This is a genomic window from Frankia torreyi (assembly GCF_000948395.1).
GTDB lineage: Bacteria > Actinomycetota > Actinomycetes > Frankiales > Frankiaceae > Frankia > Frankia torreyi.
Genome location: NZ_JYFN01000007.1, coordinates 179,421 through 194,080, shown reverse-complemented (window position 1 = coordinate 194,080; position 14,660 = coordinate 179,421). Strand labels below are relative to the sequence as shown.

Below are 14,660 nucleotides of genomic sequence, written 5' to 3'. Positions count from 1 at the left end.
GAGGCGGTGCATGGTCGGCGATGACGGCCCCGTGCTGGGAGGGGCGGTCGAGGAGGGGACGGCGATCCCGGCTGCGGTCGTGGCCGTGGCCGCCGGTGTCGAGGTGCGACCCGTCTGGCGCAACGCCTTCGGTGGGCTGACGTTCGAGCTCGTCGGCGCGCCCGAACGCCGGTTCCTCAAGTGGGCACCGGCCGGCAGCGGCCGGGATCTCGCGGCCGAGGCGGTCCGCCTGGCGTGGGCGGCGCCGTTCACCGCCGTGCCCACGGTGCTGGACCAGGGCGGGGACGGCGCGGGGAGCTGGCTGCTCACGGCGGGACTACCGGGCCGCAACGCCGTCGAGGCACGGTGGCTGGCCGACCCGGGGCGCGCCGTGCGGGCGGTCGGCGTGGGGCTGCGCGCGCTGCACGACGCGCTGCCCGTCGCGGGCTGCCCGTTCTCCTGGTCGGTGTCGGACCGGCGGGCCGCGGCGGCCGCGGTGGCGACCACGCCGGCGCAGCGGCGCCTCGTCGACGATCTTGGCGATCCGCCGCCGCCCGACCTGCTCGTCGTCTGCCATGGCGATGCGTGCGTGCCCAACACCCTGCTCACCGATGATGGAACCTGCTCGGGGCACGTGGATCTCGGCGCTCTCGGCGTGGCGGACCGTTGGGCCGACCTCGCCGTGGCGACCTGGAGCACCGTGTGGAACTACGGCCCCGGCTGGGAGACGGTCCTGCTCGACGCGTACGGCGTTGCCCCGGACGACGACCGCACCGCCTACTACCGCCGCCTGTGGCGCCTCGGTCCCTGACCCGCCGGGCGGGGCGGAGGCTACCGCCGACCTGGCCGCCCTGCGCGCGGCGCTCGCGGATCGCCGCGCCGCCGCGGCCGGCGGGGACGATGTGGCCTTCGTCGACGCCGACGTCGCCCTGCACGTGGCCATCGTCGCGGCGGCGCACAATCCGCCGCACCGGGCTTCGGTCCGGGATGCCCCGCCGCGCTGGTCTGAGCCGGATCGCGGGCGGTCCCGGTGGCGCCCGTGCTCGGCGATGGTGGGGGATGCCCGCGCCGGGCTGGTAGCGTCCGCGATGGCAACAATTGCGGGGTGCCCCGGGTGACCGGGGAGAATCGGGAAGCCGGTGCGAGTCCGGCACGGGCCCGCCGCGGTAACCGGGAAGTCGCCGTCCACGCGTGCCACGCAGCCACTGGGCCACCGGCCTGGGAAGGCGGACGGTCCGGCGTCGATCCGGGAGTCCGAAGACCGGCCCCGCCGCCACGCCGCCCACCCGGGCGGCCGACAGCGGGAGCCTGCCTTGCCACACCACCATCGTGACGCCGGAACCACTCCCCGGCTGGACGCCGTCACCTCGTCTGACCCGGCAGCTCGGCCCGACCCGGCAGCTCGGCCCGACTCGGCAGTCCGGCCCGACTCGGCAGTCCGGCCCGACCCGGCAGCCTGGGCCGACCCGGCAGCCTGGGCCGACCCGATGGCCCGATCGGGCCCCGCGACCGGCCTGGGTGCCGACGCCCTGTACGACGCGATCCACCGTCGGCGCGACGTGCGCGGCCAGTTCACCGGGGCGCCGATCCCCGCCGACGTCCTCGGGCGTGTCCTCGCCGCCGCCCACGCCGCGCCGAGTGTCGGGCTCAGCCAGCCCTGGGACTTCATCCGCGTCACCGACGACGGGACGCGTCGGGCCTTCCACGCGCACGTCCAGCACGAACGGGCGGTGTTCGCCGGGACCCTGGCCGGGGAGCGGGCCGAGCGTTTCGCCGGGATCCGGATCGACGGCATCCTGGCCGCGTCGATGTCGCTGGTCATCACCTACGATCCGGCGCGCGGGGAACCGGCGGTCCTCGGGCGGCACGCCATCGCCGACGCGGGCCTGTACTCGGTGTGCCTGGCCATCGAGAACCTGTGGCTCGCCGCGACCGCCGAGGGCCTCGGGGTCGGCTGGGTGTCGTTCTACCGGGAGCCGTTCGTCCGGGAGCTGCTCGGCATCCCCGTCGGGATCCGCCCGGTCGCCTGGCTGTGCGTCGGCCCCGTGACCCACCTCGAGGACACCCCCGACCTGGAACGTCACGGCTGGGCGCGACGGCGTCCCCTGGCCGACGCCGTCCACGCCGAACGCTGGCGTGGACGGCCCGAGCGACGCTCCGCCTAGACGCGCCCCATCGGGCGGGCGCGGGTCAGGGGCGGGCCCGCAGGCCGTCGAGCAGGACCGTCGTCAGCGGGTCGTCGGCGCGCGCGCCGGGGCGGCAGACTGCCACGTTGAGCAGGCCGACCACCTGCGCGCCGGTGAGGTCGGCCCGCAGCGATCCCTCGCGCTGGGCGTCCTCGACCAGGCCCTGGAACAGTGCGTCGAGCTCCGCCACCAGGTCGGCGACGGTCGGGTCGACCCGGGTGGCGTCGGGCAGCGACGAGATCAGGGCGAGGGGCAGGCCGGTGCACCGCGCCACGATCCGGACCAGGACCTGCCAGCGCGGCGCGGCGGAGGACTGCTCGGCCCGGCCCGCGGCGAGCAGCGTGCGCAGCGTCGTGGCCGCGACCGAGTCCAGCAGCGACTGACGGTCGGGAAAGTGCCGGTAGAGGGTGCCGACACCGAGGCCCGCGGCGCGGGCGATCTCCTCCATGGACACGGCCGGCCCGCGCCGGGCCAGCAGATCGAGGGCGGTGGTCGCGATGAGCTCGCGGTTGCGCTGCGCGTCGGCTCGCACGGCCCGCTCCCTCCGCCTCCTGCGCCCCACCGGTTTGGGCCCCCGGTCTGGGTCCTACCGGTCTGGGTCCTACCGGTCTGGGCCCCTCGTCTGGAGCCCGCCAGCCCCCGACTTCAGGCTTCCGCTCGCCCACCCGCCGGCCGTGGACCGGGCGGATGGAGCCGACCTCCGGTCAACCGGAGTATGGCATTCAGCTTAATGTAGCGTCCTGAGCCGAACCGGAAGGTCCGGTTCAGGTTGGAGCGATCACGAAGATCGGGTTGTATCTCGGCGGCGGTCCGGGCCCGCAGGCCCTGGTCGATCAGGTTCGGACCGCGGCCCGAGCGGGCCTCGACAGCGCGTTCCCCGCCTACCGGGCCATCCTGGATCGGCAGGGTCTGTCCGGAGTACACGAGACGGTCGTCGCCGGCACGGCGGAGGTCGTCGAGCGGGCGCTGCGCCGCTACGCCGACGCCGGCGCCACCGAACTGGTCGTCAGTCTGATCGGCGACCCGGGGGAGCGGGCGCGCGGCCTCGACGTCCTCACGGCCCTGCGCTCGGCCGGCTGAGCCCCGATCCTGATCCCGACGACCGGACCAGTGGTCTCTCGCCCAACCGGGCCAGACGGGCGGGGCGCCTGCGCGTTGGCGCCGCCCTTTCGGCCTAGGGTGGCGCGGGGCGCGGAAACTGAAGATCCGGTTCAGGTTGGAGATCATGAAGATCGGAATGTACGTGAACGCGGGCCCGAGCCCGGCCGACGTCCTCGACCAGGTCCGCACGGCGGCGCGCGCCGGCCTGGACAGCGCGTTCCTCGGCCAGCTTGTGTCCTGGGACGCGCTGACCCTGGCGGCGCTGTCGGCCACAGCGGTGCCCGGCATCGAGCTGGGTACCGCGGTGGTGCCGACCTACCCGCGCCATCCGCTCGCGCTGGCCGGGCAGGCACTCACCGTCCAGGCGGTGGCCCCCGCGGGCCTCACCCTGGGGATCGGGCCCAGCCACCGGTCGATCATCGAGGGGCAGTTCGGCTACCCGTACGACCGGCCGGCCCGCCACATCCGTGAGTACCTGACCGCGTTGGGGCCCCTGCTGCGCGGGGAGGCGGTCGACGTCCACGGGGAGACGGTGACGGCGGTCGGCCGGGTCGACGCGCCGGTCGCCGTCGCACCATCGGTGCTCGTCTCGGCGCTGGGACCGGTCATGCTCCGGGTCGCCGGCGAGCTGGCCGACGGGACCGTGACGGTGTGGACGGGCCCGAGGACCATCGGCGATCACGTCGCGCCGACGATCACCAAGGCGGCCGCGGACGCGGGCCGGCCCGCGCCGCGGGTGGTGTGCATGGTCATGGTCTGCGTCACCGCCGATCCGGACGGGGTCCGTGCCGCGGTGGCATCGCAGGTCGGCTTTGCCTCGGACCTGCCCTCCTACCGGGCGATCCTCGATCGCGAGGGCCTCGGCGGGGTGCACGAGACGGTGGTCGCCGGCACGGCGGAGGTCGTCGAGCGGGCGCTGCGCCGCTACGCCGACGCCGGGGCGACCGAGCTGCTCGTGGGCCTGATCGGCGACCCACAGGAGCAGGCGCGCACCCTCGACGTCGCCACCGCGCTGCGCGCGGCCGGCTGACCGCTCGTCCGCCGCGTCGGGCCGCGCCGGGTCGCGCCGCTGGAGGACCCCGCCCGGTACTCCGGAGCATCGAGCGGACGGGCCACCAGTGGGCGCGCCGAGCTCGATGGTGGGCCCCCCGATCAGGCCCTCTCGGCTGTGCCGGAACCGGGCCGGGCAGCGGTCACCACGTGTCCGCGGGGCCCGCTCGGCCCCGACCGCCGGGTCGCTTGGGATTACCGCCGAGGTCTGGCGGGCGATCGGCGTCGTCGTGCTCGGCGCGTTGCCCGCCAACCTGGCCACCGCGCTCGTCAATGTCGGCCTGGACACGATTGCCAGCAGCCGGGGCCACGCCGCGAGCCGTCGCAGCAGCAGGAACGTCCGGGTCGTGCGCACCGGCCGGAGCCGGCCAGCGGCCAGGCGTCCGCCGGTCAGCTCGCCAGACGGCCGCCGGGCGTCGCCGGGCTCCGCCCGATGGCCTCGGCGCCCCGCCGGGCGTCGCAGGAACCGGGCGGGACCGTTGCGCTTCGGTGGCCGAGCCGGGGCGCCGTCTGCCCGACGGCACAAACCCGAGTCCCCTGATTCCCCCGGTGATGAAAGCCATATCTGCCATGTTCCTCATGCACTCCGGCGTCCTGCATCCTGACCAGGGACATCGCACCCTGAGACCGCGGGTACCAGCTTCGGCCCGCGGGCACGCCTTTACCGGGAATGAGGGCGGCCCGCCGACGCCGGCGCGGAGAGGACGACCTGTGCGCGCAACGCGGGGTAACACCGTCGGGCAGTGGCCCGCGGCATGAATGCCGCGCCGTGATGACGGACGCGCTGCGTTCCGCTGCCCGTCCGTCGGCCGTGGCAACCCCGGGATCCGCGGAAGGCACGGGTCCGCGGGTCCACCTCGAACCCACAGTGAAGTGGTGATGGCGCGGAGTGGTTAGAAAGCTGGGAAGTTCCTACACCCTGGAAGACCGCATCGGTCGCGGTGGCATGGGCGAGGTGTGGCGCGGCCATGACGAGGCGGGCAATGTTCTCGCCTTCAAACTCCTGCTGCCCCACTTCACCTCGGATCCGGGAGTGGTCGCCCGGTTCATGCGTGAGCGTGCCATTCTCATCCGGGTCCAGTCGCCTTTCGTGGTGGCGGTTCACGACCTGGTGGCCGAACGCGGCGATCTGGCCATCGTCATGGAATTCGTCGAGGGTTCGGATCTGCGTCGGGAGCTGCAGCGGCGCCGCACGATGCCGCCCGCGGAGGCGGTCGGCCTGATCGTCGACATTCTCGCCGGGCTCGGGACGGCCCATCGGCTCGGGATCGTCCACCGCGACCTCAAACCGGAGAACGTGCTGCTCGACCGCGGCGGGGAACGGTTCCGGCCGAAGATCTCGGACTTCGGTGTCGCCGGCCTGATGGCGTCCGCGGCGACGAGGCTGACCATTCCCGGCGGCATGCTCGGCACCCCCCTGTACATGGCCCCCGAAAGCGTCGATGGCGGCGCGGTCGGGCCGGCCGCGGACATCTACGCCGCCGGCACCATGCTGTACGAGATGCTCTGTGGCGTCGCACCGTTCGCCGGCCGGGAGATGCTGTCCATCCTGCGGGCCCACGCCGATGTGGCCCCTGGCCGGCCCACGGGCGTCCCCGACGAACTGTGGGCCGTGGTGGCCGCGATGCTCGCCAAGGATCCGGATGAACGGCCCGGCGCGGACCGGCTGCAGGAGCTGTTGCCCGGCCTGGCGGGGCTGCCCGCGCTGCCGCCGCTGCGCACCCCGCCGTCCTCACTGGTTGCGGCAACGACGCGGGGGGTGTCCGCAGGGCATCCGAGTGACCCGCCCGGGTCATCCGAGGTGGGACCCGCCGCCTCGGCGGGTTCCCCTGGGCCGGTGGGATGGTTCACCCCGTCCGGGCCACCCTCTCCGGGCGAGCCCGCTGTCCACGTGGCACCGATCGACCCGGTGGACGAGGAGTTCGACGATCCGGTGACCACGCCGGTCCCGATGTACCTGCCCGGTCAGGGGGTGGCGCCAGGGGCGGGCGCGTTCGGACTGACGGACGAGGAGTTCGACGATCCGGTGACGACGCCGGCTCCCGTGTACCTGCCCGGCGGGGCGGTGTCGCCGGATGCCGCCGGCGTGGCTTCGCCTGGTCTGCCGGTGCAACGCCACTCCCACCCGGGGAAGCCGGCCGGTCCGGGGACGGCGGCTGGTCCAGGGAAGTCGGCCGGTTCTGGGGCCGGGTCCGGGAAGGCGGTCGGTTCGGGGATGGCGGCCAGCCTCGCAGGGGCGGCCGATCCGGCGGTGGCGCCCGACCTGGCGGTGACGCAGATCCAGGCCCAGCCGGTCTCGGCGACGCCCGGGGCGTCCGCGCACGCGCCCCCTCCGACGCCGGCCCAGGTCGGGGCGGGCCTGGCCGGCGCAGGAGAGCCAGCACCGTCCAGTTCGGCGGGTGCGGCCCCGTCGGGNGCGAACGGCCCGGCGTCGTCGGGGCGGCCCGATCGGACGGGGGCGGCCGGCCCGACCGGGGGGCGCGGCGGCGAGCCGGGCGACGGGAGCGCCGATGCGGCCGGCCGGCGGCGGTCCCGCGTCCTGGCCGGCGGCATCGCCCTGCTGCTTGGCGTTGCCACCGCGGCGGTCGCCGCCGCGGCGATCCCCTCCGACGGCTCGGACCCGGCCCCCGCGCCGGTCTCCCGGGTGAGCGTCAGCGCCGGTGCGTCCCCGGGGGCCGGCCTCACCTCGTCGGGGCAGGGCGGAGCCCGCGGTGGCGGCCCAGGTGCCTGGTACGGCTCCGTGCCGGCGCCGGGCGGCGTCGCCGGCAATCCGGCCGCCCCCGGCGCCCCTGTCCCCGGCTCGCCGGCTCCCGGCGGCGTCGTCGGGCCCGTCCCGGCCTCGGGCGCCGCCGGTCCGCCGCCATCCCCGGGTGGGGCGTCGCCCAGCGCGGGTGGCACCGTCACGACGCCGCCGCCGGCTCCTCCCGCAACGCGCTCGCCGACCGCCACCCCCCCGGCGCCGACGGCGGAGCCCTCCTCGAGCGCGCCGACCCCCAAGCCGACGCCCAAACCGACGCCCAAACCGACCAAGACCTGCCAGAACTCCGGTGGGCGCGCGGGCAGCAAGCGCACCTGCGGTAGCTCCCCGACCGCGCAGCCGTCGCCGAGCAGCTTGCGCCTCTACACCAGCGCCGCGCCGTGACCGATCACGTCGGGTAGCGGTTCGCGCGCATCCCCCCGATCCCTCGGCGGTCCGGACGCGTTCCGGCCCGGGCGGGGTCGAAGTGCTGGAGGCTGGTGACGGTCCCCGGGCCTCGGAACGGCCATCAGCCTCCAGCATCTCCTGGTATGCAGGCAGTCACCGACGGCGGTGATGATCACACGGCGGCCGGGAAACTCGTGCCGCCAGCCGCCAGCCGCCAGCCGGCCTGGACCTCGGCCGCGCTCGGCTAGCAGGCGGGCGGCGGGGACGTGGCCGTGCCGCCCGACCCTGTCGGGCAGCTCGTGGGCGACGCCGGGGCCGACGCGGTCGCCGACGGCGACGGCTCGCCGCTCGGGGAGGCACCCGAGGTCGGTGTCGGCCGCTCGGTCGGCGACGTCGGTTCGGCGCTCGGCGAGACGGTCGCGGTCGCCCGGCCCTGCGGATCGGACGTCGGGTGAGGCTGCGCACCACCGGACGGGGGCGCGGCGGTCCGCGGCGATGGCAGCGGGTCGCGGGCACCGCCGGACGTCCACCGCGGGCCGCCGGGCACCGCCGGACCGGAGCGCGCGCCCGGCGCCGGATGGTCCAGCGGCGGTACCCCCGGCGGTTCCACCTGCGAATCCGAGCCGCCGGCCGCGACGAGGACCGCGAGGATGCCGACGAGCAGGGCGACCAGCAGCGCACCGCCGGCCAGCGGGCCCGACCGTCGCCACGGCGGCGGCAACCAGCCGAAGGCGACATCCAGCGGACTGCTACGGCGGATCATCCCGCCCGATCGGCCTGTGCCCCCAGAGTCGCCCCCGGCGCCTCCCGCGCCCGCGGAGCCGACGCGCAGGGCGCCCGACCCCGCCGCGCCGGCGCGCAGCACGCCCGGCCCCGGCGCGCCGGGACGCGGGGCGCCCGGACTTCCCGCGGCGACAGGCGTGGGGCGCCCGGAGAACGGGCGGGGGTCGGTCAGGCGCGACACGTCGACGAGCTCGCGCCCGGCCGGGTCCGGGCCGCCGGCGGCCGGTAGACCGTCACCGCCCGCGGTGGCGTCCGACCAGCGTGGCATGGGGAAGGTGCCGAGAGAGCGGTCCCCGCCCGGCGGCGGGGTGGGACGCAGCGCCAGCGGGTGGGTGGGCTGATCGGGCTGATCGGGATCGAGCGCCGCCGGCGCCGCGGCCGCGCCGGCCACCCCGACGGCCCGGGCAGGGCCGCTGGCGCGGGCGGTGGGGGCGTCGTCGGGGGCGGCGAGCGGTGGGCGGGCCTGCCAGGGGGTGAGGGCGAGCGCCGCCGCCCGGTCGGCGTCCGCGGGCGTGGCGACCCGCGGGTCGGCGACAAGCAGGCGGACGAGCTCGGCCGCGCTCGGTCGATCCTCCGGGCGGCGGGCGAGCGCGGCTCGTACCAGGGGGGCGAGCCCGTCGGGCACCCCGGCGATGTCCGGCGGGCGGTCCTCGCGCATCCGGGTCAGCACGTCGGCCTGCTCCGAGGCGAACGGCGGGTGGCCGGTGGCCGCATAGGTCACGCAGGCACCCCAGGCGAAGATGTCCGCGGGCGGCCCGGCCCGTTCGCCGCGTAGCTGCTCGGGGGCCATCCAGGCCAGCGTCCCGATGAGGATCCCGGTCCGGGTGTGGCTGGGCACCCCGGAGGCCCGGGCGATGCCGAAGTCGATGACCTTCGGGCCGTCCCAGGCCAGCAGGATGTTCGACGGCTTGAGGTCGCGGTGGACGACCCCGGCGGCGTGGATGGCGATCAGGGCGTCGGCCAGTCCGACGCTGAAGCCGTGCAGCAGCCGCTCCTCCATCCGCCCGTGGCGCAGCACCGCGTCCGCGAGGCTGGTTCCCTCCACGTACTCGGTCGCGAGCCAGGGGGCGACGGCCTCCGGATCGGCGTCGAGCACTGCGGCGACCGCGCGGCCGTGCACGCGCCGGGCGGCGGCGACCTCGCGGCGGAAGCGTTCCCGGAACTCGGGGTCGTCGGCGAACCTGGCGTCGGGCACCTTCACCGCCGCGGCCCGTCCATCCGCGTTGAACCCCAGGTAGACGGTGCCCATGCCGCCCGCGCCGATCCGGTTGTGGATGGCGAAGGGGCCGACCCGGCGCGGGTCGTCCTCGACGAGCGGTGTCAACATCGCGACGCCATCCCGACCGATGCCACCCCGACCGATGCCATCCCGACCGGCCGTCCCGACCGGCACCGTGTCCGCCGCCGAGTCCGGTGACGCCAACCGGACTGCCCGACCTGCGCCGAAATGGTCACTCCTTCGATCATCGTGGGCCCCGGCCGGCCCGTCGTCCCCGCCGGGCCGTGGGCCAGCCGTCGAGGCCGCCCATCCGCCACGGGATCGCGCTGCCTGAACCGTAATGCTTCCAGCCGTTCGTTTGTCGCCGGTTGCGGGGGTGGGCGCGTCGTCCCCGGCAGCCGGCCATTGTCCGGCTACCGGCGGCTATCGGTGGCGTTGGGATCGTTCGACGGGATCGGATCGAGGGTGGAGAAGGCATTGCCTTTCCAGCGGAAGCGTACGTCGGCGTGGCCGGACGGGGAGTTGATCGGGTCCTGCGGGTTGAAGGTGTCGTAGCGCAGCACCACCTCGTGGTCGTTGCGCTGGCTCTTGACGGTGATGTGGGCGCTCGGCGCCGAGGTGTCGGTGCCGCGGAACTGGCCGTCGGCGAAGACGTAGGCGAGCTGGCGCGGAGTGTCCCCGGTCGCCGGCGCGGTACCGATGACGACGCTGAGCTGGCGGTCCTCCTGGTAGGTGCTCATGTCCGGCTCGTAGCCCTTCCCTCGCACGAGGGCGGCCGCGTCGTCGGTGGACAGCGTCGTGGGACTCGGGGACGCCGACGGCGTCGAGCTGGGCGACGGCGAGGAGCTCGGCGGGGGGGAGGCGGCGCTCGTGGCCGGCGTCGGGCCGCTGGTCGCCGTCGCGCCCACCGTGCCACCGGCATCCTGCGTGGTTCCGGTGGGCGGGGTGGCGACGTTGTCGTCCCCGCCACCACCGCCGCTGAGCGCGACGGCCGCCGCGATCCCGCCGCCGAGCAGCAGCGCGATCAGGACGGCGACCGCGATGACCGGGCCGCTCCGCCCGCCTCCCGAACCGCGCCCACCCCCGGCGGAGCCGTCCCAGCCGTCGGCCCGCCGTCCGGTGCCGCCGGGGCCCACGGCGTGCTGGTCCGCATAGGGGGCGGTGCTCCGGCGGCCGCCCGGACCGGCGACGCGGTCGTCGTAGCCCGGACCACCGGCGCGCGGGGGTGCCGCGCCGTAGCCGTAGCCGGCCTGGTTGTCATAGCCGGCCTGGTTGTCATAGCCGGCGCGGCTGCCGTAGGCGGGCGGGGCGTCGTAGGCCGATCGGGGGTCGCGCAGCGTCGGATCCGGGTAGCCGCCGGCGGCGCGTTCGGGGCGCCCCCCGGCCGCGCCATACCCGGCGTTGCGCGCTCCCCCGAGCGGGCCGGCGCCCTGCGGCGGGGTGGGCGGCAGCGACCACACCTGGGCCAGGGCGGTCTCGCTGGCCTCGTCCGAGTCGGCGGGGGAGCGCACGTCGCGGCCGACCAGCCGGGCGAGCAGCTCGGTCGCCGTGGGCCGGCGGGCGGGCTCCTTCTCCAGCGCGGCCCGCACGACGCCGAGCAGGTCGGGCGGCAGGTCGTCGAGGTCGGGCTCGGCGGTGAGGATCTGCATGCCGACCGCCTCGGCGCGCTCCCCTCGGAACGGCGGGCGCCCGGCGGCGGCGAACGCCACGCAGGCTCCCCAGGCGAAGATGTCCGCGGGCGGCCCGGCGCGCTCGCCGCGCAACTGCTCGGGGGCCATCCAGACCAGCGTGCCGATCAGCATCCCGGTGCGGGTGTGGCTGGTGCTGTCCCCCGCGCGGGCGATGCCGAAGTCGATGACCTTCGGACCGTCCCAGGCCAGCAGGATGTTCGCCGGCTTGAGGTCGCGGTGCACCACACCCGCTGCGTGGATGGCGACGAGGGCGTCGGCGAGCCCGATCGCCAGCCCGTGGACCAGGCGGTCGTCGAGCTCACCGCGGGTGGCGACGGCGTCGGCGAGGCTGCGGCCCTCGACGTACTCGGTGGCCATCCAGGGGCGCTCGCCGGTCAGGTCGGCGTCGAGCACCGTCGCCACGGAGCTGCCCCGTACGCGCCGCGCGGCGTCGACCTCCTGCCGGAACCGGGAGCGGAACTCGGGGTTGTCGGCGAGGCCGGCGGAAGGGACCTTGACGGCGACCGGCTTGCCGTCGTCGCCGAAGCCGAGGTAGACGACGCCCATGCCACCGGCGCCGATGCGGTTCGCCAACCGGAAGGGTCCGATGCGGCGTGGGTCGTCCGAGGTCAGGGGCGTCAGCACACCGCTTCCTATTCTCCGAGCTCTCCGCCGGCGGGCGGGTGGTGCGGGGATCGACAGGGTCGGGGGAGGCTATCCGATCACGCCTTGGTGGAGCGCACCCCCGGGGCAACGCAGGGAATGGGCCGATTGTCTCTCGGTGCGGTGGTTGCCCTCACCTGCTGACCGAATCGTCGCACTGTGCAGCTATTCGATCGCTCTTCGTTTCGATCTGGTGCGTGATCGCCGATCCGGCGAATCGTCGGTCGGTTCCATCTTTGGCGGGATGATCAGAGGAGTATCTGAGGCAATACGGGAATATTGAAGATTCAATGCAGTTCTTGAGGGAAGATATTCGTGAGGGGTGAGGGTCGCGAGCGGGTTGCGCTCGCCGCGGCCGGTGACGGAGGGAGCCTGGATGGTCGTCCGCGTTCCACGGGCCGCGGGGCAGGCGGTGGAGGCGCTCCGGGTGGCGCAGGGGGTGCCGGTCGGGCCACCCGTCGCGGCGCGCGACGTGCTGGCCGTCCTGCGCCGCCACGTGCTCGTCGACGGCCTGGACCTGGTCTGCGACCTGGCCGAGAGCGCCGGCAGCGTCCTGGTCGACGCCCGCGACGGCCGGCGCTACCTCGATCTCTACAGCTTCTTCGCTTCGGCGCCACTCGGAGTGAACCCGCCCGAGCTGGCCGGCGACCCGGGCTTCCTCGACCGGCTGGGCCGCGTCGCGGTCAACAAGCCGGCGAACCCGGACGTGGCCACCGCCGCCTACGCCGAGTTCGTGCGCACCTTCGCCCGGGTCCTCGGCGACCCGGAGCTGCCGCACCTGTTCTTCGTCGAGGGCGGCGCGCTGGCGGTGGAGAACGCGCTCAAGTGCGCCTTCGACTGGAAGAGCCGGCACAACGCCGCGCACGGCCGCCCGGCCCGACTCGGCCGCCGCGTGCTGCACCTGCGCCACGCCTTCCACGGGCGCAGCGGCTACACGCTGTCGGTCACCAACACCGATCCGGTCAAGACCGACCGGTTTCCCGTGTTCGACTGGCCGCGCATCGACTGCCCGGCGATGACCTTCCCCTGCACTCCAGCCGCCCTCGACGCCGTCGTCGCCGCCGAGCGCGCCGCGCTGGCGCAGGCCGAGGCGGCCTTCGCCGCCCACCCGCACGACATCGCCTGCTTCCTCGCCGAACCGATCCAGGGCGAGGGCGGTGACAACCACCTGCGCGCCGAGTTCCTCGCCGCCATGGCCGCGCTGTGCCGGCGCCACGACGCGCTGTTCGTCCTCGACGAGGTCCAGACCGGGGTCGGCGCGACCGGGTCGGCCTGGGCCTACCAGCAGCTCGGCCTGCGTCCCGACATCGTCGCGTTCGGCAAGAAGGTCCAGCTCGGCGGGATCATGGCCGGGCGGCGGGTGGACGAGGTCGCCGCCAACGTCCTCGCCGTCCCCGGCCGGATCAGCTCCACCTGGGGCGGCGGGCTGGTCGACATGGTCCGCGCGACCCGGATCCTGGAGGTCATCGAGGCCCGAGGGCTCATCGCGCGGGCCGGTGAGCTCGGTGCCGGCCTGCTGACCGAGTTGTCCGCGCTCGCGGAGGCCCATCCGGGGCTGCTGGCCAACCCGCGCGGGCGGGGCCTGCTCTGCGCGGTGGACCTGCCCGATCGGACCATCCGCGACGAGGTGCTGCGCCGGCTGCGGGTGCGCGAACACGTCCTCGCGCTGCCCGCGGGCGTCCGCACCCTGCGGTTCCGCCCGGCGCTGACCGTCAGCGCCGACCAGCTCAGCACCGGCGTCACCGCACTCGCCCGAGTCCTCGCCGACCTGGAAGAGGGGAACCTGGCATGACCCTGGTACGCCCGCGGCGCGTCGGCGCGCGTATCGCCGGACGCGCCCACGACCTGTGCGCGACTGTCGGGGGTCCGGCCGGCGGCGCCGAGGTCGAGCCGGCGGCGGTCCGCGTCGTCGCCTCCACCGACCCGGCCCGACTCGACGAGGTCGTCGCGGAGGTCGAGCTCGTCGGTCCCGAGACCATCCTCGCCGCCGCCGTCGCCGCCCGGGCGGCGACGCGCGAGTGGGCTGCGGTGCCGGCCCCCGTGCGCGGGTCGGTGATCGGCAGCTTCGGCCGGCTCGTCGCGGACAACGCCGACGCCCTCGCCCGGCTGGTGACGCGCGAGGTCGGCAAGCCCGCCGCCGAGGCCCGCGGCGAGGTCCAGGAGATCATCGACACCTGCGAGTTCTTCCGCGGGGAGGGCCGGCGGCTCTACGGGCAGACCGTGCCGTCCGAGATGCCGGACCGCCAGCTGTTCACCTTCCGGGAGCCCCTCGGGGTGATGATGGTGATCACCGCCGGGAACTTCCCGGTGGCGGTCCCGTCCTGGTACCTCGTGCCGGCGCTGCTCGCCGGGAACACGGTGGTGTGGAAGCCGGCCGAGTACGCCGCCGCCTGCGCGCAGGCGATGCTGGACCTGCTGACCGCCGCAGGGGTGCCCGGGGGCGCGGTGAACCTCGTCCCCGCCGACGGCCGGGCGACGTCGCTGGGGCTGGAACGGGCGTTGGCCGCCGGGGCCGTGGACAAGGTCGGCTTCACCGGGTCCACCGAGGTCGGACGGTTCATCGGCGCCCTGTGCGGGCGGCACCTGCAGTCGCCGTGCCTGGAGCTCGGCGGCAAGAACCCCATGGTGGTCGCGCCCGACGCCGACCTCGACGCCGCCGTCGAGGCCGCCGTGTTCGGCGGATTCGGTACCGCCGGGCAGCGTTGCACCTCGCTCGGCACGGCGATCGTGCACGAGTCGGTGCACGCCGCGTTCGTCCGCCGCCTCGACGCCGCCGTGTCCGCCGCGGTCATCGGCGACCCCACCGGCGACGTGCTCTACGGACCGCTGCTCGACGCCCGCTTCGCCGCCGGTTTCGAGCGTCN

9 protein-coding genes, 4 pseudogenes and 1 riboswitch are annotated in these 14,660 nt (G+C 75.5%); of the genes and pseudogenes, 9 read left to right on the top strand and 4 right to left on the bottom strand.

Going from position 1 to position 14,660, the window contains the following annotated elements; genetic code table 11:
• Positions 1 to 10: 10 nt before the first annotated feature.
• On the top strand, positions 11 to 790 hold the full coding sequence (locus FF36_RS06925) for an aminoglycoside 3'-phosphotransferase (RefSeq protein WP_044884121.1): 780 nt from the start codon (positions 11 to 13) through the stop codon (positions 788 to 790).
• The gene (locus tag FF36_RS37325; RefSeq protein ID WP_236706580.1) at positions 732 to 1,097 is read left to right on the top strand and encodes an FCD domain-containing protein; all 366 of its coding nucleotides are present in this window, start codon (positions 732 to 734) and stop codon (positions 1,095 to 1,097) included. Before FF36_RS06925 ends, FF36_RS37325 begins: the two co-directional genes overlap by 59 nt.
• A riboswitch (cobalamin riboswitch) is annotated at positions 1,066 to 1,263 on the top strand. (Overlaps the previous gene by 32 nt.)
• Before the next feature lie 149 nt (positions 1,264 to 1,412).
• On the opposite strand, the pseudogene FF36_RS40695 reads toward FF36_RS37325, so the two are convergent.
• Positions 1,413 to 1,526: pseudogene (locus FF36_RS40695) on the bottom strand (hypothetical protein); the annotation flags it as partial.
• On the opposite strand from FF36_RS40695, the gene bluB reads away from it, so the two are divergent.
• Complete coding sequence (gene bluB, locus FF36_RS06920; RefSeq protein ID WP_236706586.1) at positions 1,494 to 2,144, top strand: 5,6-dimethylbenzimidazole synthase; 651 nt, start codon at positions 1,494 to 1,496, stop codon at positions 2,142 to 2,144. The pseudogene FF36_RS40695 and the gene bluB overlap by 33 nt on opposite strands.
• Positions 2,145 to 2,169: 25 nt before the next feature.
• Here bluB and FF36_RS06915 read toward each other — a convergent pair whose 3' ends face one another.
• A complete protein-coding gene (locus tag FF36_RS06915; RefSeq protein ID WP_044884119.1) occupies positions 2,170 to 2,697 on the bottom strand; it encodes a TetR/AcrR family transcriptional regulator in 528 nt (175 codons plus the stop codon).
• Positions 2,698 to 2,957: 260 nt separating this feature from the next.
• Between FF36_RS06915 and FF36_RS06910 the strand changes: the two genes are divergently transcribed.
• The 4 genes and pseudogenes from FF36_RS06910 to FF36_RS36325 all read left to right on the top strand — a co-directional run.
• On the top strand, positions 2,958 to 3,245 hold the full coding sequence (locus tag FF36_RS06910; RefSeq protein ID WP_044884118.1) for an LLM class oxidoreductase: 288 nt from the start codon (positions 2,958 to 2,960) through the stop codon (positions 3,243 to 3,245).
• A gap of 145 nt (positions 3,246 to 3,390) precedes the next feature.
• Complete coding sequence (locus FF36_RS06905) at positions 3,391 to 4,296, top strand: LLM class F420-dependent oxidoreductase (RefSeq protein ID WP_044884180.1); 906 nt, start codon at positions 3,391 to 3,393, stop codon at positions 4,294 to 4,296.
• Between the two features lie 909 nt (positions 4,297 to 5,205).
• Positions 5,206 to 6,731, top strand: a pseudogene (locus FF36_RS32015) (serine/threonine-protein kinase); the annotation flags it as partial.
• A gap of 1 nt (position 6,732) precedes the next feature.
• Positions 6,733 to 7,458 (top strand): annotated as a pseudogene (locus tag FF36_RS36325) (hypothetical protein); the annotation flags it as partial.
• A 247-nt stretch (positions 7,459 to 7,705) separates the two neighbouring features.
• Here FF36_RS36325 and FF36_RS06895 read toward each other — a convergent pair.
• Together FF36_RS06895 and FF36_RS06890 are read right to left on the bottom strand one after the other, a co-directional pair.
• The gene (locus tag FF36_RS06895) at positions 7,706 to 9,571 is read right to left on the bottom strand and encodes a serine/threonine-protein kinase (protein WP_044884178.1); all 1,866 of its coding nucleotides are present in this window, start codon (positions 9,569 to 9,571) and stop codon (positions 7,706 to 7,708) included.
• A 305-nt stretch (positions 9,572 to 9,876) separates the two neighbouring features.
• Positions 9,877 to 11,778 carry a protein kinase domain-containing protein gene (locus FF36_RS06890; protein WP_044884117.1) on the bottom strand — a complete coding sequence of 634 codons (1,902 nt, stop codon included), beginning with the start codon at positions 11,776 to 11,778 and terminating at the stop codon, positions 9,877 to 9,879.
• A 394-nt stretch (positions 11,779 to 12,172) separates the two neighbouring features.
• Between FF36_RS06890 and lat the strand changes: the two genes are divergently transcribed.
• Together lat and FF36_RS37315 are read left to right on the top strand one after the other, a co-directional pair.
• Positions 12,173 to 13,588, top strand: coding sequence for an L-lysine 6-transaminase (gene lat / locus FF36_RS06885; RefSeq protein WP_082121732.1), 1,416 nt, complete (start codon positions 12,173 to 12,175; stop codon positions 13,586 to 13,588).
• Positions 13,585 to 14,659: pseudogene (locus tag FF36_RS37315) on the top strand (aldehyde dehydrogenase family protein); the annotation flags it as partial. The gene lat and the pseudogene FF36_RS37315, both read left to right, overlap by 4 nt.
• Position 14,660 lies beyond the last annotated feature (1 nt).